Source organism: Pseudomonas sp. SWRI92 (assembly GCF_014268685.1).
GTDB lineage: Bacteria > Pseudomonadota > Gammaproteobacteria > Pseudomonadales > Pseudomonadaceae > Aquipseudomonas > Aquipseudomonas marvdashtae.
This window is the reverse complement of record NZ_JABWQY010000003.1, coordinates 102,009-122,425: the sequence shown is the minus strand read 5'-3', so window position 1 is coordinate 122,425 and position 20,417 is coordinate 102,009. Positions and strand designations below refer to the sequence as shown.

Here is a 20,417-nt window from a genome sequence, read left to right as displayed (position 1 = left end):
AGCTAACTCTCCGTGCCTGTCTGACCAGCAACCGCCGCCAAAACCAATACCTCAGCCGGATAATGGCACTAAGGCATCAGTCTCGGTATCCTGCCTTCACTTCAATCTGATCGATCAAGGACGAATCACAATGAAAGTTCCCGAGCTGTTTGATCTTGAGGCGCATGGCGCAGGCTGGTACCCCTGGGCAGAAATCAGCAGTTGCTTCTGGCCCGGGGTCGGCAAGAAATCCACTGGCGTGGACCCCGTTCTCGCACAGATGGTTGCTGCGAAGGGCGTCTACTGCATTGCCTGGAGAGCGACCGGGAAGGCCTCTCCCGACAATCCAACCGTCCAATACATTGGGCAAACGAGCAGTTTCAAGTTTCGCATGGGGCAATTTGCCTGGTCCGCAGGGCTTTGGGGAGCCCGGGCTCGTGGCCATTCGGCTGGCTGGCGCTGGCATGAACAAAAGGAAGACCAATTGTCCGTCGCGTTCTTTCCGCTGCGCAATTCAAACATCCCCAAACATATGCTGAATGGCTATCTACATTGGTACGAGGCACTGGCCCTTGAAGCCCATCATCAGCGATGCAGTGCGTTGCCGTTCGTGAACGTTCCCCAAAAAGGCATTGTTGTATTGGACTAATGAAACGTCGCGCGCAGCGACTCCCTTAGCTTGATCGCTGCGCGCATCCTTACCTCCAAGAAAAATCTTCCCCATACATCCTCTCCCGCAAAGCCCCCATCCGCTCCAGCAAACGCCCCTCCCATTCCCCGCCTCGATAATGCCCGCTTCACTCACCCTACCGCTGCAACCCGAGCACCGTGTACCTCCCATGAACCTACGCACCTTCATTCGCAGCTACTGCCTCAACGCCAGGCTTGCCACGAATGCGCTCATCCGTCTGCACAAGTCGCTATCGTCCCTCGCCGCCTATCTGGCCCAGCAAGGTTTCGATTCCAAGGTATGGCCGGCGACCCGTGACGAAAGCGCGCTGGACCGGCACCTCAACACCCTCTGCCCAGAGCTGGCCGCCACTGTGTTCAGCCACGCCCGCGAAGGCATCATCCTTGTCGACCCCTTCGGCCGGGTCATCGCCGTGAACGAGGCCTTCACCCGCCTCACCGGTTACGGGCAAGAAGAGATCAAGGGCCGCGAGTTGAACTCACATCGCATGGTCCGCCGCCTCACCGCTTTTTACGCCCCCATGAAAAACGCGCTGGATTTCCACGGCCACTGGTCCGGTGAGATTCAAAGTAGCCACAAGGATGGCCGGGAGATGACGTCGCGGATCAGCATCAGTGCGGTGCATGACCGGCACGGCAATGTTCAGCATTACGTGGCGCTGCTCGGCGACATGACGCAGATGAAGCAGCGCTTGCAGTTGCTGGAGCGGGATGCGCGGTATGACGCGCTCACGCAGTTGCCCAATCGCTTGTTGTTGGCCGAGCGCATGCGCCAGGCGTTGGGCAAGGCGCGCCTGCATCAGCAGAAGGTGGCGATTGCGTTTATTGATCTGGATGGGTTCAAGGCGCTCAACGACAGTTATGGGCATGACTGGGGGGATCGGGTGTTGCAGATTGTCGCGGCGCGGATCAATGCGACGTTGCGCGAGGGCGATACGTTGGCGCGGCTCGGCGGCGATGAGTTTGTCGCGGGGCTGGTGGGGTTGCAGGAAGTGGGAGACTGCGAGCCTTTGCTCAAGCGGATGCTGGCGGCGGCCAATGCGCCGATTTTGATCGGGGCGCAGACGGTGGAGATTGCGGCGAGTATCGGGGTAGCGTTTTATCCGGAGCATGGGCTGGAGGTCGATGGGCTGATCAGCAAGGCGGATCAGGCGATGTACCTGTCGAAGAAGGCCGGCGGTAATCGTTTGGCGTTTTGTCCGACGCGGTTTATTTCGGTCAATAGCGAAGTCTGACGGTGGTGCCGAGGGTGCGTTCGCTGCCAGTCATGACGCCGTAATCACCGGCGCCGAGCAGTGAGTACACGGCGGTGATGTACTGCCGGTCGAAGACGTTGCGCACCCAGCCTTCCACTTCCCACGAACGGTCCTGGCTGCGCAGGCCCAGGCGCAGGTTGGTGAGGCCGTAGCTGGGTTGATAGCTGCCCTCGCCGCCTTCGAGGGTGCCGTAGTAACCGGTGCGGAAGCTGTAGTCGACGCCGCTGAAGGCTTCCAATCCGTAGGGCAGCGGATGGGTATGGTCGAGGCCGCTGCTGAGGTTCCATTCCGGCGCGTTGTAGAGACGCTCGCCGCTGAGGTCGCAGGTCCATTGGCCCGAGGCCGGTGGGCACGGTGCGTTGGGGAAGCTGCGGTAGCGCGCATCGCTCCAGGCCAGGCCGAGGCGGCCGGTGAGTCGGGAAGTGAGTTGCCAGGCGGAATCGAGTTCGATGCCGCGCAGGCGGACTTTGCCGACGTTGATCAGGTTGTCGCGCAGCGGCGGCGCGAACACGGACGTGGGCGGGCTGTAGGTGAGCGCTTGGTAGTCGTCGACGTCGGTCTGGTAGACGGCGAGGTCGAGCATCGCGCGCTCGTCCCAGAAGCGCGTCTTCATGCCCAACTCCAGGGACGTGGCGCGTTCCGGCTCGAAGGTGGGCGCGGTGAACGGACCAACCACGTCGAAGTTGATGCCGCCAGCCTTGTAGCCCCGCGACCAGCTGACGTAGCCCATCACCGCATCGCTGAAGCGGTAGCTGGCGCTGGCGAGGCTGGAAACGTTGTTTTCTTTAATCGAGTCCTCGCGGTAATAACCACCGCCGAGGGCGATGTCGCGCAGCAGTTGCCCACCGGCCTGGAACACCGGGGGCAAGCCGGTCAGCGGCGCGAGGTTGCTGACGTCGCGGGAGACCCAGCCGTCCTTGCGCTCTTGGCTATAGCGCAGGCCGCCGGTGAGTTCCAGCGAGTCAATCGGACGCCAGGAAACCTGGCTGAAAATGGCTCGGCTGTCGCCCTTCTGCTCGCCGTCATAACGTTGCTGGGCGCCATCGAGCAGCATGGAAGGCACCTGGCTCGGATCGGTGATGTTGATGCCTAGTTGCTTCAGTTGCTCCAGTTGATCGCCGACGAACCAGGACGCGGCGTCCTTGCCGAATTCGGCGTCGATCTGCCGGTCGAGTTGCTGGCGCAGGTAATAGAGCCCGGCGACATAGTCGACGGACGAGCCGGCCGTCCCGGCCAGGCGCCATTCCTGGCTGAACTGCCGGTGGCCCAGTTCGGTTTCGGAGCGGGCCACCGACAGCGCAGTGCTGTCGCCATCGCGGGCGGCGCGATAATCCCAGTCGCGGTAGGCGGTGATGCTGGTGAAGCGCATTGCCTCGTCGAGGTCCCAGTTCAACTCCAGTGAGACGCCGTTCTGCAGAGTTTGCGGACGGCCCGGCGCGTCGATGCGGGACTCGCGTTTGTAAGGGTCGGGCTCGGTCAGTGGATAGCCGAGGAACTTGGCACGCTTACGGGTTTGCTCGCTGTAATGATTGGGCAGCAGGACGTTGCCGGCCTCGTTTTGCTCGGCGTAGTCGGCGATCAGGCGGGCGCTGAAGTCGCTGTTCGGCGTCCACAATAATTGGCCGCGCAGGCCCTGGCTGTCGGCGTCGCCGAGGCGGGTGCCGTCGTGCAGGTTTTCCACGGTGCCATCGGCGGCGCTGTCGAAGACGTTCAGTCGGCCGGCCAGGACGTCGTCTTGCAGCGGACCGGAAATCGTCCCGCGAAATTCGCGCAAGCCGTGCTCGCCGTAGCTGGCTTCGAGATTGGCCTCGGGCTGGAAGGTCGGCTGGCGAGTGATGATATTCAGCGCGCCCGCCGTGGTGTTTTTGCCGAACAAGGTGCCTTGCGGCCCGCGCAACACTTCGATGCGCTCGATGTCCATCAACTCGGTGAACGCCATGCCCTGGCGCGCCTGGTAAACGCCATCGACGTAGGTGCCGACGCTGCCTTCCAGGCCATCGTTGTAGGCCGTCGCGCCGAAACCGCGCAGGCCGAAGCCAGCGAAACGGGCGTCGTGACCGGAGACTATCAAACCGGGCACGCGTTGCTGGATGTCTTTAAGCGTGTGCAGGCCGGCCTCGTCCAGTTGATCGCCGTAGAGGACGTTGATCGGGATCGGTACGTTTTGCGGGTCCTCCTCGCGGCGGCGGGCGGTGACGGTGGTTTCGTCGAGTGTGAGCGCGCTGGGCGCTTCTTGTCCGGCATTTACTGATGCCCAAGGCGATGCCGCGAGACTGCCGAGCAGAAGCAGCCGATAACCTGAACCCGGCATGCTAGAACTCCCGAGCCATCGCGCGACGCACCGTTTCCGGGCAAGCCAGTGTCTTGACGCAGGCCAGCAGTTCGCGGCTGTCTGCGGGCTTGAGCAAGACCGCGTCGAAGGCCAGGTCCTCTGGATAATCCTCCGGTCTGCGCGGCGGCACTGCGGAATAAAGCATCACCGGCAGATCGCGCCCACTGTCGCGCACGTGGCGCAGCAGTTCCCAGCCGTCCATGCCGGGCATCATCTGGTCGCTGATCAGCAGGTCGATTGATTGTCCGGCCAGGCAGGCCAAGGCGTCTTCGCCGGTCGCCGCCATGCTCACGTCGAAACCGTAACCGGCCAGCAAGTCATAAAGCCATTCGCTGTTTTGTTCGATGTCGTCCACCAGCAGGACATGCTTGCCCTGCCCGTCGAGCGGCGTGGCGTTGTTGTCGACGATGCCGATTTCGAGGTCGTGTTCTTGGGCGCATTTCAATGGCAGGCGAAAACTGAAGTGGCTGCCCTGCTCCGTGGCTTGGGGTTCGAGGCGGCTGTCCATGCGTTCCAGCAGTTGCGTGACGATGGACAGGCCCAGCCCGCTGCCTTCGTAACGCTGGGCATTGCGGCCGCGGCGGAACGGTTGCAGCAGTTGTTCGAACTCTTGTGGATCAATGCCGATGCCGCTGTCGATCACGCTGAAGCGCAGTTCCACGGTGTCTGCGGTCGCTCCCGGAGTAGCACTCACTTCGAAACGGATCTGGCCGTTGCGGGTGAATTTTGCTGCGTTCGCCAGAAGGTTCATGAGGATCTGCCGAAGGCGTTTGAAGTCGGCTTCTACGAGTGGCGGCAAGTCCTCCGCCAGCACCGCCTCGAAGGTATTGCCCTGGCGCGCGGCAAGAAAGCCCGCTTCGCCGGCGATTTCTTCGAGGAAGCCGTACAGGTAGCCCGGCGCGAGAGCCAGTTGCATCTGCTCCAACTCGCCACGGGAAAACTCGAGCATCTCGTCGATCAGCTCCAGTTGCTGGCGGGCATTGCGCTCGATGGTGGCTTGGTAATCGCGGTTGGGCCCGGCGTGCAGCAGGCGCGCGTAGTCGATGATGCGCACCAGCGGTGAGCGCAGGTCGTGGCTGATCCGCGCCATCAACGCGCTGCGGGCCGCGAGGGATTCGCGCAACTGCGAGGTGCGCAGCGCCACGGTGCTTTCCAGGCGTTCGTGCTCGGCTTGGCGTTGTTGTTCGAGGCTGGACAGCGCTTGTTTTTCGCGGTTGCGGCTGCGGGCGACTTCCATGATCAAGGTGCACACCAGCAACACCACGCCCGCCAAGGTGGACGACAGGCTGTATTTCGTTTCCGGCGATTGCCAGGGCAGTTGTTCTTGCGGGAAGAAAATCCGCATCAGCAATTGCCCAACCAGCAGCCCCGGCACCAACCAGGCCATCCAGCTGTAGCTTAGTCGTCTGCGCCAGGCCATGAACAGTGTGCCGAGCAACACGCCATAGAAACTGAACAGGGACATCTGGACGATTTGCGCACCCTGGACCGAGTCGATCTTCAGCCACCAGAGTCGCCCCACGATACAGCCCAGCAGCGGCACCCAATAGCTCCAGCCAATGACTTTGGGCAGTTGAGAAACCTGCAACAGCACGCGGAAGTAGGTCAGGAACAGTACGAACGAGATTGCGCTGGCGCAGGTCAGCAGCTCGCGCGTCCAACCCAGCGCGGTGGGCCAGTAGATCAGGTAGCCGTTGAGGATGCAGGTCAGCAGGATGTAGCTGAGCACTGCGCCGGCGTTCACGCTGAGCAATCGGGAACGGAGGATCCAGCCGACGATGAAGCCGAACGGGACAACCAACAGGACGATGCCGAGGGTGAGCCCGTCGCTGAGGTAAGTCTGTTGCTGGCTGCGCAGCAGCGCCGGTTCGGACCACAGTTCCGGCTCCAGCAACATCTGGAAGTTGCTCGCCACGCGGACGAACACCGTGGCGCTCTCCCCCGCCGCCAGCGAGACCGGGAACGCCGGTTGACGCGCCGCCGGCTGGGGCCATTCAGCGATGGGATAGGCTGCTCCGGCGTGGGCGTCATGCCCCGGTTGGTAGACGCGGATGTCTTCCAGGCGCGGCGCGCCGATCACCAGCAGACGCGAACACGCCGCAACGCTTGAGTTGGTGAGCTGCACTTTCAACCAGAACGCGGAGCGGCTATAGCCTTGGGTCGGCCAGCCTGGGGTGGCGGGGTTGAAATGGGTGTCGGGCAGTTGCGCGACGTCTTCCAGGCTCAGGTTGGCCTGGGAGTCTTCAAAAACTTGTATCGCGGGGATCAAGTCGAGGTGATCAGCCCGGCAGATATCCACAGGCGCGGCGTGCAGCAAGCCTGTGGATAACAACGTTATCGTCAGTAATACAAACTGAAGAAGCCGCATCAGGGGCGCCCGGCCGACTCTGTATCTGCTATGCCCAGGGTTTGCTGGCGAAACTGACTGGGCGTCATGCCGATTCGCTGGCGGAAGGCCGTGGTGAAGTTGCAGGCGTTGCGAAAACCCACCAGCTCGGCGATGTCCTGCACGCTCATGGCGCTTTCGCAGAGCAAATCCTGGCCGCGTCGCAATCGGGCGTCGCGAATGTAGGCGAACACGGTCATCCCCAAGTGTTCGCGAAAAATGCCGGTGAGGCGTTTTTCATGGGTGCCGACTTTTTGCGCGAGCATGCCCAGGGACGGCATGTCGTCCAGCTGGTTTTCGATCAGTCGCATCGCCGCGCGCAGCACGATCTCATCGCCTTGCGGCTCCGGGTCGGCCGGGCTTTCATGGGTGGCCGGTGGCGCACGCCAGGTCAACTGCAGGTGGATCTTGATACGCGCCAGTACTTCTTCGGGGGCGCATGATTTGGGGATGTAGTCCACCGCGCCCACGCTCAGCCCTTCCAACCGCTCCAAGGAGGTGTTGGCCGAAGACAGGAACAGGATCGGGGTGTGCCGGGTGGCCGGCGCCTCGCGCAATAGCCGGCACAGGCTGAAGCCGTCCATTTGCGGCATGTGCACGTCCAGGACGATGAGGTCCGGGCGCATGGCGAGGGCTCGTTGATAGCCCTGGTAGGCGTCGCTGGCCAGGGAAATGCGCCAAGACTGTGTCTTCAAAAGAATGAGCGTGGCGCGGATGTCTTCAGGTACATCGTCGATCAGCAGAATATGCGGCAACGCGTCGGACGCCACCACGCCCCCCGCCGTCGCTGCCTGCCTTTCGTATCGTCCGTTGTCCATTCGCCAGGTCTCTTTTTGTGTTTAGCCAGGTCACTGTCGCGAAATTGCCAGGCGAGGAACAGGTATCGGGCCGGCAACAAGTCGATATAGCGGCAGGGAAAGCGAGAACTGAAGCTATCAAATTTTCATGGGGCGATAAACGGTCATGCCGTCCGATGCGGGATGTTGTTGGCGGGGGGCGCAGAGGCGGGGGCGGGATATCAAACAGAAAGAGGCTGCGCCTGGATGTCAGCCCTGGCGAGAGGGTTCGAGCGGGTCACTCGAACCGTGGCGAGGGAGCTTGCTCCCGCTGGGCTGTGAAGCAGCCCCCAAACCAGGCAACTCGGTGTTTCAGGAAGATTGAGTTCACTGCTTTGGGGCTGCTGCGCAGCCCAGCGGGAGCAAGCTCCCTCGCCACGGGTTTGTTGAGTTTCTTAAATGAGCAGCAGTCGTTAGAACTGGTAACCGATCTGCGCCAGCAACTGCGGGTTCTCCTGGCGGGTATCGCTCTGCGCTTCACCGCCGGAGTGACGCCATGCGACCGTTGCATCGAACGAGATTGGGCCGTATTGAGCGCGCAGGCCCACACCGCCGCCGGAGATGCTGCGGGTGTTTTCCTCATCGGCCCACTCGTTGTGGTTGATGCGGACTTTGCCGGCATCCCAGAACAGGTAAGGCGTGAGCTTGTCGATCGGGTAGCGAAGCTCGATCTGGGTCAGCATGCCTTCGTCGCCCGAGGCTTCGCTTTGGGGGTACGCCCGCACGCCGTCGATGCCACCGAGGCTGAAATCTTCGGAAGAATCGAGGTTGTCCTGGCTCCACTGCCCGAGGAACCGGGCGAAGAGCGTGAAGTTGGAGGGCAGCGCTTGCAGGCGGGCGAGGTCGACGTTCACTTTGCTGAATTGGCCTTCGGTCTGGGCGGTCTGGCGATCGCCCTCGCGCAGGGCCGAATCCAGTTTCAGGTCGCCGTAGGTCAGCGTCGCGCCGCCGTAGGTGATGCCGCCACCGAACAAGGTGTCCCTCACGTCGAATTGCAAGCTGATGGGCAGCGTGTTGCTGCTTTTTTCAAAGCTCAGACCCAGCACTTCGTACTTATCCTCAAGGTCCTTGTGCTGGTATTGCCCGGCCAACATGACGTTCGCCTGGTTGCTGCGCAGCAGCGGGTAACTCAGGCCGATGCTACTGACCTCGGCGGTGCCGGTCGCCCCCAGGTCGGCGAATTCGGCGCCCAGGTCGTAAGCGCTCTGGGCATAACCGACGTTGCCGCGCAGGCCGGACGTGCCCAATGGCATCGAGTAGCCGAGGCTGCCGAAATACAGTTCTTCATCGGTGGCCATCACGGCGGCGCTGAGCTTGTCGCCCAGCATCAACGGGCTGTTCCAGTCACCTTGTACCGTCAGGCGGTTGCGCCCCGAGTAGCGATTGCCGTGGTTGTCCAGCGTAGCCTTACCCTCGAAGGCCTCGATTTTGCTCACTTTGGCATCAAGATCTCCGGTACCGAGCTCCTCACCCGGGCGGATGACCGGGCGAACAGCCACGCCCGGCAAGTCAGACAGTACCAATATGCTGCGCTCCAAACGGTCACGCTCGATCACGTCGCCCGGTTTCAAGTCGTCCAGGAAGGGCTGCGCCTGTGCGGCAAGTTTCGCATCGTCATTGACGGCGGTGACTTTGCCATACCGCCCTTCGATCACCGCGATGGTCAGCTCGCCATTGGCCATGCGCTGTGCCGGCAGGTAGGCACGTGCAAACGGGTAGCCGTGCTCGCGGTAGTAAAGCGTGACCTGCCGGGCGACTTCGCGCAGCTCGTCGAGGTCGTGGGCCTTGCCGATGGCCGGCGCGACGACGCGTTGCAGGCTGGCCTCGTCGATGCGGGTATTGTCGGTGAAGTGGACGGCGTTGAGTTGGACCTTGGCACCGCCGACTTTTTCCTGGGCCGGTTGCGGCGCCTCTACATCCAGGCGAATGCTTTGCGGCAGTTCCTGCTGGGGAATCGGCAGCTCTTGCAGGATACGGCCGGCGTCGGGGATTGGGCGTGCCGGCAGGGTCGCCGCCCAGGCCGGGGAAGTGGAGAGCAACGCCAGACCTGCGGCGCAGGACATCAGTTTGTTATGCATTGAATAAGTCTCGGAGAATACGGGTTGCCTGAGCCCATGACCGCGTCCAGGGACGCGGCCAAGGGGCTTTTTCAAAGGGAAAAGTGCGGATCAGGGACGCATGGCCAGACCTGGACCTGGCAAGCGCACACCGCCGCGCACGACGAACACGGTCTGCGGCGGGTAGGCCGCACAGGCGCCTCCACCCGATACACCGCCATCGGCGCAGACGTTGCCGGCCAGTTCCCGCTCGCTGTCGGCGTCCTGGGCCTGGGCAGCCGAATCGCCTTCGCCGTTGCCGCCGTTCGCACGAGTGCCGCCCTGATCCACCAGCAACAGACCGCCGTCATCGACCCCATAGTCAGACCAGTCAACCGGTTTTGGCTGGGCCGGGTTGAGCTCCGGGGCATGGGGCGACGTCACCTGCGCGCCGACGCGTGTGGCATCGGCGACGCTCTGCTGGATGGCTTCGATGTCAAACGACTGCGTCACGGTGACGTTGGCGTTGGCCGGGTCGCTGACGATCAGGTAACCGAGATCGGCCAGCCCACCGATGTTGATCTGGTGCGAACCCACGTCCGGACTCCCAATCGAATACACCGGTTGGCCGAGCATCTGCTTGGTGTCGCCGTTCCACAGACCGTTGGCGTCAAACCCGGCGAAACCGCCACCATTGAACGTGGTTCCGCCATCGAACGGTTTGGTCTGGGTGGTCGCGCCGTTCGTGGACACCACCAGCGTCGGCTGCTCGCGGTAAACGGCATGCACGCCCGTATTGCCCAGCGCCCTGCCGAAATTGCTCTGTTGCTCGTCACTGTTGTAGCGGAAGTTGCCGCTGCCACTGCCGACTACATCCACCATGTGGGTGCTGCCGGCGAGGCTACCGGTGTAGATCACCGCCCGACCACCGGCGCCGGTGGAGACCGTCACGCCCGCGTCGGCTTTCACGTCGCCGCCCGCTGCCACGCCGGCCGAAGCGGATTGACCGGCGTTGAGCACGATCGCGTTGGAAGCATTGCTGGTGGTGCTGACATTCTCGGTCAGGGTGATGTTGCCGGTCGTCGTCACCACCTGGACTTTGCCGGTGTTGCCAATACCGACGATCTGATCCAGTTGAGTGCCGTCCAGCGCCGTCTCGGTCAGCGTCCCGACGATCACGTCGCTGCGGTTGACGAAGTTGACATCCTTCGCTCGGCTGGCGATATCGCCGACCCAGTTGCTGGCGTTGCGCAGGTCGAAATCACCGCCCTTGAGCGCCAGGCCATCGGCGGTGATGTTGCCTTTGGCATTCTGGGTGGTCTTGCCATCGACGTTGAGGAACACGTTGCCGCTGGTTGTCAGCGCTTCGTTGATCGCCAGGTTGCCTTGGGTGCCGATGCTCACGTCGCCGGTGTTGTTCACGCCGGTGACGGTTGTCTGCGTGCCGTCGACATGGGTCGCGGTCAGCGTGCCCACCTTGAGGTTCCCGCTGTTGTTGAACTGGACCTTGCCCGCATCGCTGGCGATATCGCCGATCACGTTGCCCTTGTTGCCCAGCGCGTAATCACCGTCCAGCAGCACCAGGCCGCTGGCATTGAGCTTGGCTGCGGCGTCGCCGGACTGGGTGGTGTTGCCCGCCACTTCCAGGGTGATGATGTCGTCGGCGCGGGTTTGGCCTTGGCTGGCGTCATCACGTGGGCCATTTTCAATGGTGATGCCTTTGACCAGCGCCAGGTCGTGATCGGTTTTCAGAGTGACCGCCTCATCGGAGGTTATCCCCACCGTGCCGTCCACGACGCCCACCGTCAGGTTGCCGTTGCCGGCAAACTTCAGGCTGCCGACATCGGCGGCGATGACACCCACGTCATGCCCCTTGCCCAGGTCGAAATCGCCTTCGCCGCGCAGGGCCAATTCGTCTGCGGTAATGGTCGCCCCCGTTGCCTGGGTCGCACCCTTGCCCGCGTCGATGCTCAGTGTCAGCCCTTTGCCGGTGGTGCCGTCTTCGTCGGTGCCTTCGGGATCCTCGAGCGTCAGATCGCCCAGCAGGTCGAGGGCGCCGTTGGCGACCAGCGCCAGATCGTCCAGGAACGTCGCGCCTTCATCGTCGACGGTGATGTTGCGCGTCTTGTCGCTACCGATGACGACCTTGTCGAAGCCATCCTGGATATTCGCCAGGTCAGCGTCGGACAGCACCAACGGATCATTAGGCCCGGTCACCTCCGGGTCATCGCTGCCGCCCACGTGGATATCCAGGCCATCGGTCTTCTGCTTCAGCGTGAGACTGCCGCCACCGGCAACACTGGCGGCGAGGTCAATTTCATCGGCGCTCAGGCTGGTATCGCCTTGGGTGAGCAAGGCCTGGCCGACCGTGAGCGTGTCGGCGACCAGGTTCAGGCCGCCGGTCTGGGTCATGCCCGCGACCGGCACGCCTTGCGGGTTTGCCGGGGACTGGCTATCGGGAATGGTCACCACGCCGACGGTCAGGTCATCGACATCGGCAAAGCTGACCGTGCCGGTGTCGCTGGCGATCGTGTTGACGTCGTTGGCCGCGTTGTCGAGGTCATGAACAGCGCCGTCACCCAGCAGCACCAGGCCATCGGCGACAATGGCGCCGCCGGAGGTCTGGTCGATCTTGCCGCCATTGCTTTGCAACGCCAGGACCGGAGCCGGTTTGTTGTCGTCGTTACCGGTGCCCGGTGCGTCCGCCACGGTCAGTTGGTCATTGATGTGGATATTGCCGGTACCGGCATCGAGGATGAGGTTGTCGTTGATGCGGGTGGCTTCGATGATGCTGATGTCACCGGTCATGTCCTCGCCGCCGATCTTGACCGAGGTGAACCCGTCGCCCAAGGCGCCGATGTCGCTGCCGGTCAGTTCCAACGCACCGGGGGCGTCGCCGGTGCTGCCGCCCACGGCAATGTCTTTGCTCGGGGTGTTGGTCTCAAGGGCAATTGAGCCATTGCCGGTGACGCTGCCGGCGCCGCCGTTGAAATTGATATCGTCGGCCTTGATGGCCAGGTTGTTGTCGGTGCTGTTGAGGCTGCCGTTGAAGGTGATGGAACTGCCTTGCAGGCCCTTGCTGCCCGAGGTGTTGGTCTTGATGTTGTCGACGTACAGCGAGCCGCCGACCTGCTTGCCGGCAGTTTGGTCGAAACTGCCCGAGACGAACACGAACTTGTAGGTGCCGGCCCTATCAGCCGTTGCCGTATGGCTTTTCCAATCCACCGCGCCCGTACCGTTCCCGGTTTCGTTCAGGATGATCTGGTATTCGCCGGTGTTGACGTTCAACAGATAGCCGAAGACATCGTAGGTGTCGCCGCCCGCGACCGGTTTGTAATCGAAACTGACCGCTTCCCCCGCCGCCAGGGAGACGGTGCCCTCGCTCACCACCGAAGGGCCGCGCATGATGCAGCCAGCAGGGGCGTTGAGGCAGTTGGAATTGTTTTCGGTACCCAGCAGCAGCGCAGCGCCGCCGTCCTTGCCCTGGCCAGCCGCGGCGACCGGGGTGAGGGGTTTGTAGGTCATGTCGCCCTGGTCGCCAGGCGAAACGCTTGGCGCATTACCATTGGTTGGCGAGGTGGTCGGCAACGTCGGATCATCCGGCGAGACCACGCCTTCGACCACGGTGACGCCGGTGAAGAACTGGGCGATGGAGGTCTTCCAGCCGACCAGGCCGTTTTCGAAGTCGGCGTTCAGGAATTGTGACGTGCCCAGCTCGACGGCGCCGTTGTAGATCTGCTCGCCACTGGTCAAGACTCTGGCGCCGTTGATAAACGTTTTGCCGGCGCCGCTGGTGGTCGCGTACAGGGCGCCCAACGCGCTGTTACCGCCGACCATGTCACTGAAGATGATCGAGCCTGAACCGGCGTCGACGCGCAGTTCGCGTTTGTTGGCCACCGCATCGGAATCCACCACGCCGGCAAATACGACATTGCCGCCGTTGCTTTTCAGGCTGACGTCGGTGTTGAGGGCGATCTTGCCGTTGAGGATCAACGCCAGGCTGTTGCCATTGCCGGCACCACTGGCGTCGATATCGCCGTTGAGGAAAATATTGCCGAAGACATAGCGGCCTGTTCCGCCGTCGTTGTGCCCGGACTGCAAGGTCAGGGTCCGGTCGCCGCTGATGCTCGTCGGGGTGTAGTCGCCGTTCCAGTGGATGCTGTTGTCGGCCTTGATCGCGACATCGGTGCCGCCGGCCAGGGCCGTATCGATCGCGTCGAAGCCGACCGTGGCTTCTGTGCCATTGGCGCCGCCCGTCAACCCGCCGTTACCCGGCCCCACCGTGACGCTGTCCGGATCGAGCAACCACAAGCCGCCCTTGCCGTTCTTGGCCGACGCATCGGCGGCTTTGCTGACCGCCAGCTTGGCGCCGCTGGTCTCGATCTTGCCGCCGTCGCCGCCCTTGGCGCCGCCCGTGGCTTTCAGCGTGCCATCGACGCGGGTCACGCTGCCCGGTTTCTTGACATCGGACCAGGCCACCACGGTACCGCCCTTGCCGTTGTCGGTCGCCGATGCGTCGAGCACGGCACCGGCGGCGATGGTGGTCTGGCTGGCCTGTTTGATCGCCGGGTCCTTGCCTTGCCAGCTACCGCCCACATAAATCTCGCCGCCGCCCTTGGCCCCGGTGGCGTCGAGCTCAGCGCCGCCCTTGATCGCCACGCGATCGCCGGTCACGACGACCTTGCCGCCCTTGGCGGTATCGGAGGACACGTCGATGCGTCCGGCGACTTGCACATCGCCGTGGTCGCCCATCAGCGTGACCAGGCCGTTTTCACCGATATCCAGGGAACGGGCTTCGATCAAACCGGTGTTGTTGATGACGGTGCTCGCCAGGGTTTCCGCCGCGCGGGCGGTCAGCAGGATTCGGCCGGCATCGGCACGAATGGCACCACCGTTTTCGATCAACGCTTGAAGCGCGCCTTCTTGCACTTCCAACTGCACCGGCCCGCCCAGGTCGAGCGTCACGACGCTGCCGGCGCCCAGCAGCACATTGCCCTTGTGGGCGGTGATGTTGCCGTCATTGACGATTTTTGCGGCGATCAGGGCAATGGTGCCGCCCTGTGCCGCATTGATGTTGCCCTGGTTGACCACCGATGCGGCGCTGTCGCCACTGAAGCGGTAGTTGCCGGCGAGGAAATCTTCTGTGGACACGTTGAGCGTGGAGGCCACCAGGCCGCCGACATCAACCTGGGCGCTGGGGGTAAACAGCACGCCGTTGGGGTTGACCAAAAACACCTGGCCGTTGGCTTTCAACGCGCCCTGGATCACCGATACGTCCGAGCCCAACACCCGGTTCAATGCGACGGACGAAGCGCCAGGCTGGAAGAATTGGACGGTGTTGCCTTTGCCGATGGAAAAGCTCTGCCAGTCAATGGCGAGCTTATCGCTGCCCTGATGAATGGCCATGTTGTTGCCATTCTGATGAACGCTGCCGCTACCCGCCACGATAGTGCCGCCCGAAGGCAACCCTCCCGCCGCCGCGACCGAGGCGAAGACACCGCCGCCCACGCCGATGAAAAGGCTCAGGGATTGACGGCTTTTGTCTTTGCCATGGCTTTTGACCAACTCGGATGCCACCTGCCACGCGCCCATCACGGCATTCCAGACGACTCGGTAAGCTCTATTCATTTTTGTTCACTCATCCTTAATACGGCGGGTCGCGCCATGACGACCAGGCGGTTCGCTGTCGACAAATCAAATGGAAAAGCGCATCCGGACGGATGGCGGCTCGAAAATCCCACAGTGCTCCGCCCCATCATCTCTGCGACTTGTAGAGCGCGCTTTTGCTTGAGCGCCCAGGGCTTTTGAATGAAGGGATGCGATGAAAATTTTTTTACGCGGGGAGGGAGAGGTACGGCGGATGCAGGCTGGTCGCCTCGTCATGGGCGACCTATGCTGAGGCGGTCTCACTTCGACAGGCAGGCTGTGATGATCCAATGCAAACGCGCCTATGAAACAGCGAGCGCCGAGGATGGCGTACGGGTTTTGGTTGACCGCTTGTGGCCGCGTAATTGCCGCAAGGATGCTTTGGTCATTGATGAGTGGCTGCCGGAGGTCGGGCCTTCACATGCGCTGCGCAAGGCGTTCAAGGCGGGGGCGCTTTCATTTGCCGAGTTCAGCGTGGCGTACCGGCGAGAGCTGGCGGGACGGCCGGAGCATTGGTGGAAGCTGGTGGATATTGCCCGGGATGGGACGCTGACGTTGGTGTATGCGGCTAAATCGATGGTTGAGAACAATGCGGTGGTGTTGGCGCAATGGTTGGAGGATGAGGTGGAGAAGCGGGCGGAGGGGAGTTCGCCTGTGTGCTATTTGTCTGATTTTCCGGAACAGTGATATGAGCCTCGTTGTGTTACGGCTCCCGCTTGGGGTATCGCCTCGTTACGCGCTTCGACAAGCTCGCGGGAACTACGCCGTTGTGCGTATCCCGCGGAGCGTGTGCCTTGGTTTTTTTATCACTTGGATCCGGGTACGGAGAGCTTAAGGTTAAAAGATCCTTTGAATGTTTTATCGTCCCGATCAGTAAAGCTAAATGTGCCGTCATAAGAATAAAAGTGAAGGCCAACCTTTAGCGCGATCTCCCCCGTTGTCACCCGATGCTCCTGACCGTCCTGGTCGATGTAAAACCAGCCTAAAGAGGGACCGCTGAGGAAATCGCTTGGGTAGCTATATTTTTCTAACTTGTCGGCGCGGCAGTCAAGGACCGGAAAGCCTATATAGATATTCGACTCCGCAGATTTTCCTCCCTGTGCCGAGTTTTGCATAAACCCAGCTATGTAGCCGGCACTGTGATAGCCATAGTCCTCGGGGTCGCGGAGCAAGTGTGCCCCAACTTTTTTGAAGATTTGTGGGGATTGTGGACGTTCCTCTATTATCTCTATTAGCTCTACCTGTCCCACCATCGGTAAGGGGCGCTTTGTTTTTTCGTTATCGTCTGTCATTTCCGGTTCCTCAGTAATTTTGCAACTTCCGCTGAAGTTACTCCGGGTACTGTAGGTGGGGGAAAATTGCACAACAACTGTAAGAGTTGACAGTCAATAAGATCATTTTGTTGGTTGGTTCCCCAAGGAGCAGCAAAAACGATATAACCGCCGCGGCCGGGCTCAACTGCAAAACCAGGCCAGTCGACGATCCGGCGCTTGCACCCTCGCCCAGGGATCATGGGTTTGCTTAAGTTCGGCGGTATGCGGCTAAGATGCGCAGAGAATCCACAAGGAAGACAGGCGTGATGCAATCTCGTTTTGATCCATTGGTTCATATCGATTGGAAAACACCCGGCAGCGACTTGCTCGGGCTGTTACAGCATTACTATCCCGACATCGGTGTGTTTGCCGGCCCGGGGTTCGAGGCGTTGTTGGATGAACTGTCCAACGAGATGCCCGAGGTCTGCTTCGAGGCGTTGGCGCCGCTGTTGGCGGGTCAGGGTTATGACTTGTGGAACCTGGATGCCGGTGGCGATGATTATCGGCCGGTGATTGTCCCGGCCGATCAGCGCGAGGCGTTTGCCCAGCATTGGCAGGACCAGCGCGGCGAGCCGAGGTTCACGGCGAGTTTGATCGAGCGGCCGGAGCCTGCCGCCGTCGAGCTCAAACCGGCCAAACCCAAGCGCGGCAAGGTGAAATGGCTGCAGGAAGTCCATGAGTACCCCGGCGCCACCTATGTGCATGAATACAACTACCGCAACGGTTGGGCCGCCATTACCGAGCAGGACGAAGACCAGTGGTTGTGCTTTCTGATCGATTACAACCAATGGCCGCCCGCCGAGCAGGACATGCTCGAACATCGCACCGATGGCGTGGACGGCGCGGACTTGCAGCTCATCGATGCCGATGCCCAGCGCAGCCTGTGGAAGCGTCGGGTCGTACGCGGCGATTACAGTACGGACGACCGCTACCAATATGAAGTTCGGCAAGGCGACGAGATCGCGGCGTTCGGGCCTGTCGGGGTGCAGTGGCCGGAGTTTGAACAGCCTTGCGTGGTGGTGGGTTCGGAGATATTCGAACGCAAGCGCATCTACGAACCCGAGCATTTGACGCGGATCTGGCGGATCACGGCGCACAGCAGCGAGGTGATTTTCGAGTACGCGGATGAACTGACAATCCTGCCCATCGGCGCTGGCCGCTTGCTGTTCATGCAGCACAACGGTCCGAAGTGCTGGACTTGGAATCAAGACCCGCCGCACCAGGCCATTGTCGCCAAACCGATGCCCGCCGAGGCCTACAAGTTGCGCGCCGCAACGGCTTACTTGGGCGGTGACGAGATCCTGTTGTTCAGCGAAGGCGCACGGCAGAACGTCGAGCATACGGGTTATCAAGAGACGGTTCTGGTGGCGTGGCGCTTCAACTTCATCACCGGCGCCACGACCCGGGCGACGTTGGACGGTTTCGGCAGTGAACTGCGCCAGGACACACGCATGCTCGTCACGCAGCCCAAACAAGTCATCACGTTGCGCACGTTTCATGGGCAGCTTCAAGTTGCACGCGGGCATGGGGATTGGTGGGTGTGGAGTTATCGCGCCAACACTTTTGGCACGCAGACCTTGGCGTGGTTTTGGAATCAGGTCAGCAATGAGGTGGTGAAGCTGTCGACCAAAGATATCCCGCGGATCAAGCCGGAGATTCGCTATGTGCCGGCGCAGGATCGGTATCTGGCGTTTGAAGCGGATTTCGTGGCGCGGCTGCCGGCGTTTGCCGAGATGGTCGAGACCAAGGGAAGTGGGGTTTTGGTTTTTGAGTGAGGTGGTTCTGTTGCATGGCGGCGCTTCGGACGCATGAGTTTTTGTGGCGAGGGAGCTTGCTCCCGCTCGGCTGCGCAGCAGTCGTAAAATCTGCGACCGTTTTCCCCTGGCACACCGCAAGGGGCTGCTGCGCAGCCCAGCGGGAGCAAGCTCCCTCGCCACGGACTTGCTTAGACACGCAGCAACCCGCGAAACCCACGCGCCGCGTAATACGACTGCACGCCGTTGTGGTAGATGAACACCCGTTCATAACGGTAGTCACCAAACAACGCCCCGCCGAGGGCGCGAAGTTCGGAAGGTGTCGCCAGCCATGTGGACGTCTTCGCATCGAACTCGCCCAGCGTTTGCAGGGCTCGGTACTGGTCTTCGGTCAACAGGCTGATGCCCATTTCCTCGGCCATTTCCATGGCACTGCCTTTGGGCTTGTTCTCTTTGCGCGCGTCCAGCGCCGCGCGGTCGTAGCAAAGGCTGCGGCGGCCGGTCGGGCTTTCTTTGGCGCAATCGCAGAAGGTGATCACGTCCGTCTTCGGCTCATGGCCGATCACGTCGGGCTCGCCGCCGGTGGCTTCCATCGCCTGGAGCGATTTCAAGGCACCTGGCTGGTTTTCCAGTCGGGCCTGGACGTCGGCCCATGGGATGTCCGGGTGACGGTTCAGGTGGTCTTCGAAGCGCTTTTTCAAGGTTTGGATGAGGCTGTCTTGTTCTTGTTTTTTCATGACCGTGAAATCCCTGGTAATCCGTTAAGTGTCTGTACCGAAGACTGATCGCTGAAATCTCGCCACGTCCCGGCTCCCAGGCCAGACATATGCCGCAAAGGTCCTTGCGTTGCTGGCCGTAGCGCGCATCACCAGAATAGCCCGCCTAACTGAACGCAAGGAACGCAATGCGCTTGATAAGGAGTGCGGATCAGGGGCTCGAACCGACGGAGCTTCCCGAAATGGCCGCACGTTTGGTCGATGACGCGCTGATGCGCGGTCACCCCATCGACGGGCTGGATCAGTTTGGAACGCTGTCGAAGATCCCCCATGACAGCGATATCGTCGAAGCCGTCAGGAACGGCGATTTGTTGCTGGTGAAGCCAGGTTCCGCCGGCGCAGGTGGCAGCTTCATGCCTCGGTCGAGGCCTGCGCCAGAATCGGTCGACAGAGCCCCGGAACAATGGCCATTGCCCAAGCCCCGGGATGACTTGGTGTTCGCCAAATCCTGCACTGCCGCAAACTGGTGCCAAACGGGCATCGGTACGGCCACCGAAGCGGCCTCGAATTTCGGCCGGATCATGGTGGCGGGCGCCATGCTCATGCCCTCGGCGAGCACCGCGATTGCCTCAGCGCTCGGCGCGGATCTGGCGCTAGGCCGCATCGCCGGTGGCGGCATCATGCAGCAGCGCCTCACCTGGGCCATACGCGGCGCGGGCGGACCGGCCAGCGTCTTCGTCCTGGGCATGCTCCCCACCAAAATGGCCGACGGCACGCTTCACACCGATGACCAGCTACGCCGCATGAGCCACGCCACCACCCGAGTGCGCTTCCAATTCCGCCGCGACGCCGAAGGCGTGCTCCAGGTATACGGCATCCACAGCGGCCCCACCGGCGACGACTCCGTGCGCACGGTACAAGTGACCTGGAACGCCGACCAGACCGCCATGGAGGCCAACCTCAACGGCATCACGCTCATATGGACGCCGCAGCAAAGCCCACTCGGCTCGCTTCCACCGCTGACCTATCCCGAAGACATAGGCAGGCAGCTGGGCACGATCCTCGTCCATCCGATAGCGGAGGATGTCGACAGCCAGATCGACGGCCTACCGGGAGAAGATGTTACGGCGGATGACTGTATCCTGGTGTTCCCGGCGGATACGGGGCTGAAGTCGCTTTATGTGGTGTTTGCTCGGCCTTTTGGGGGGGATCATAGTTATTATCCGGCGCCTAAGGTGCTGACTGCTTTTCCCGATGCTAAACGAGCAAAGAAGATGTCTAGTGTCCAAGGCGGAGGCCAGAAAAGGAGTCGCTGGAAAGACCGTAAAGGCAGGATTTATGAATGGGATTACGAGAACGGCAGGATTGAGCTTTATGACAAACAGGGAGCGCACCTGGGTGAGTTCAACCCCGACACGGGTGAACGAACAAAAGACGCAGATCCAGGACGAACCACCCCGAAGTGAGGAGTGC

General features: G+C 61.8%; 12 protein-coding genes. 5 read left to right on the top strand and 7 right to left on the bottom strand.

Annotated features, from left to right (window positions below; translation table 11 throughout):
- Positions 1-130: 130 nt before the first annotated feature.
- Both HU762_RS07075 and HU762_RS07070 read left to right on the top strand, forming a co-directional pair.
- Positions 131-628, top strand: coding sequence for a hypothetical protein (locus HU762_RS07075; protein ID WP_186634719.1), 498 nt, complete (start codon positions 131-133; stop codon positions 626-628).
- A 190-nt stretch (positions 629-818) separates the two neighbouring features.
- The gene (locus HU762_RS07070) at positions 819-1,904 is read left to right on the top strand and encodes a sensor domain-containing diguanylate cyclase (protein WP_186634716.1); all 1,086 of its coding nucleotides are present in this window, start codon (positions 819-821) and stop codon (positions 1,902-1,904) included.
- On the opposite strand, the gene HU762_RS07065 is transcribed toward HU762_RS07070, so the two are convergent.
- From HU762_RS07065 to HU762_RS07045, 5 genes are all read right to left on the bottom strand, one after another.
- Positions 1,888-4,236: a TonB-dependent receptor gene (locus HU762_RS07065; RefSeq protein ID WP_186634713.1), complete on the bottom strand. Its 2,349-nt coding sequence runs from the start codon at positions 4,234-4,236 to the stop codon at positions 1,888-1,890. The genes HU762_RS07070 and HU762_RS07065 overlap by 17 nt on opposite strands.
- Before the next feature lies 1 nt (position 4,237).
- Positions 4,238-6,625 carry a 7TM-DISM domain-containing protein gene (locus HU762_RS07060; protein WP_186634710.1) on the bottom strand — a complete coding sequence of 796 codons (2,388 nt, stop codon included), beginning with the start codon at positions 6,623-6,625 and terminating at the stop codon, positions 4,238-4,240.
- Positions 6,625-7,461, bottom strand: coding sequence for a DNA-binding response regulator (locus tag HU762_RS07055; RefSeq protein WP_186634707.1), 837 nt, complete (start codon positions 7,459-7,461; stop codon positions 6,625-6,627). Before HU762_RS07055 ends, HU762_RS07060 begins: the two co-directional genes overlap by 1 nt.
- Before the next feature lie 431 nt (positions 7,462-7,892).
- On the bottom strand, positions 7,893-9,557 hold the full coding sequence (locus HU762_RS07050; RefSeq protein WP_202883640.1) for a ShlB/FhaC/HecB family hemolysin secretion/activation protein: 1,665 nt from the start codon (positions 9,555-9,557) through the stop codon (positions 7,893-7,895).
- A 90-nt stretch (positions 9,558-9,647) separates the two neighbouring features.
- Positions 9,648-15,143, bottom strand: a complete 5,496-nt coding sequence (locus HU762_RS07045; protein WP_186634704.1) for a filamentous hemagglutinin N-terminal domain-containing protein — start codon at positions 15,141-15,143, stop codon at positions 9,648-9,650.
- 300 nt (positions 15,144-15,443) lie between these two features.
- Between HU762_RS07045 and HU762_RS07040 the strand changes: the two genes are divergently transcribed.
- Positions 15,444-15,848 (top strand): DUF488 family protein, encoded by a 405-nt coding sequence (locus HU762_RS07040; RefSeq protein ID WP_186634701.1) that lies wholly within the window; start codon positions 15,444-15,446, stop codon positions 15,846-15,848.
- Positions 15,849-15,967: 119 nt separating this feature from the next.
- On the opposite strand, the gene HU762_RS07035 is transcribed toward HU762_RS07040, so the two are convergent.
- On the bottom strand, positions 15,968-16,453 hold the full coding sequence (locus tag HU762_RS07035) for a hypothetical protein (RefSeq protein WP_186634698.1): 486 nt from the start codon (positions 16,451-16,453) through the stop codon (positions 15,968-15,970).
- Positions 16,454-16,740: 287 nt separating this feature from the next.
- Between HU762_RS07035 and HU762_RS07030 the strand changes: the two genes are divergently transcribed.
- Entirely contained in the window at positions 16,741-18,249 is a 1,509-nt protein-coding gene (locus HU762_RS07030; protein ID WP_186634695.1) for a hypothetical protein, read from the top strand.
- A gap of 170 nt (positions 18,250-18,419) precedes the next feature.
- Here HU762_RS07030 and HU762_RS07025 read toward each other — a convergent pair whose 3' ends face one another.
- Positions 18,420-18,965, bottom strand: a complete 546-nt coding sequence (locus HU762_RS07025) for a DUF4256 domain-containing protein (protein WP_186634692.1) — start codon at positions 18,963-18,965, stop codon at positions 18,420-18,422.
- Positions 18,966-19,186: 221 nt separating this feature from the next.
- On the opposite strand from HU762_RS07025, the gene HU762_RS07020 reads away from it, so the two are divergent.
- Positions 19,187-20,410, top strand: a complete 1,224-nt coding sequence (locus tag HU762_RS07020) for an S-type pyocin domain-containing protein (protein ID WP_238340365.1) — start codon at positions 19,187-19,189, stop codon at positions 20,408-20,410.
- Positions 20,411-20,417 lie beyond the last annotated feature (7 nt).

What these genes read in the sequence shown, in the direction of transcription:
- HU762_RS07075 (WP_186634719.1), top strand. Translation starts at nt 131, where the DNA reads ATGAAAGTTCCCGAGCTGTTTGATCTTGAGGCGCATGGCGCAGGCTGG.
- HU762_RS07045 (WP_186634704.1), bottom strand. Translation starts at nt 15,143, where the DNA reads ATGAATAGAGCTTACCGAGTCGTCTGGAATGCCGTGATGGGCGCGTGG.
- HU762_RS07070 (WP_186634716.1), top strand. Translation starts at nt 819, where the DNA reads ATGAACCTACGCACCTTCATTCGCAGCTACTGCCTCAACGCCAGGCTT.
- HU762_RS07050 (WP_202883640.1), bottom strand. Translation starts at nt 9,557, where the DNA reads ATGCATAACAAACTGATGTCCTGCGCCGCAGGTCTGGCGTTGCTCTCC.
- HU762_RS07040 (WP_186634701.1), top strand. Translation starts at nt 15,444, where the DNA reads ATGATCCAATGCAAACGCGCCTATGAAACAGCGAGCGCCGAGGATGGC.
- HU762_RS07060 (WP_186634710.1), bottom strand. Translation starts at nt 6,625, where the DNA reads ATGCGGCTTCTTCAGTTTGTATTACTGACGATAACGTTGTTATCCACA.
- HU762_RS07025 (WP_186634692.1), bottom strand. Translation starts at nt 18,965, where the DNA reads ATGAAAAAACAAGAACAAGACAGCCTCATCCAAACCTTGAAAAAGCGC.
- HU762_RS07055 (WP_186634707.1), bottom strand. Translation starts at nt 7,461, where the DNA reads ATGGACAACGGACGATACGAAAGGCAGGCAGCGACGGCGGGGGGCGTG.
- HU762_RS07065 (WP_186634713.1), bottom strand. Translation starts at nt 4,236, where the DNA reads ATGCCGGGTTCAGGTTATCGGCTGCTTCTGCTCGGCAGTCTCGCGGCA.
- HU762_RS07030 (WP_186634695.1), top strand. Translation starts at nt 16,741, where the DNA reads ATGCAATCTCGTTTTGATCCATTGGTTCATATCGATTGGAAAACACCC.
- HU762_RS07020 (WP_238340365.1), top strand. Translation starts at nt 19,187, where the DNA reads ATGGCCGCACGTTTGGTCGATGACGCGCTGATGCGCGGTCACCCCATC.
- HU762_RS07035 (WP_186634698.1), bottom strand. Translation starts at nt 16,453, where the DNA reads ATGACAGACGATAACGAAAAAACAAAGCGCCCCTTACCGATGGTGGGA.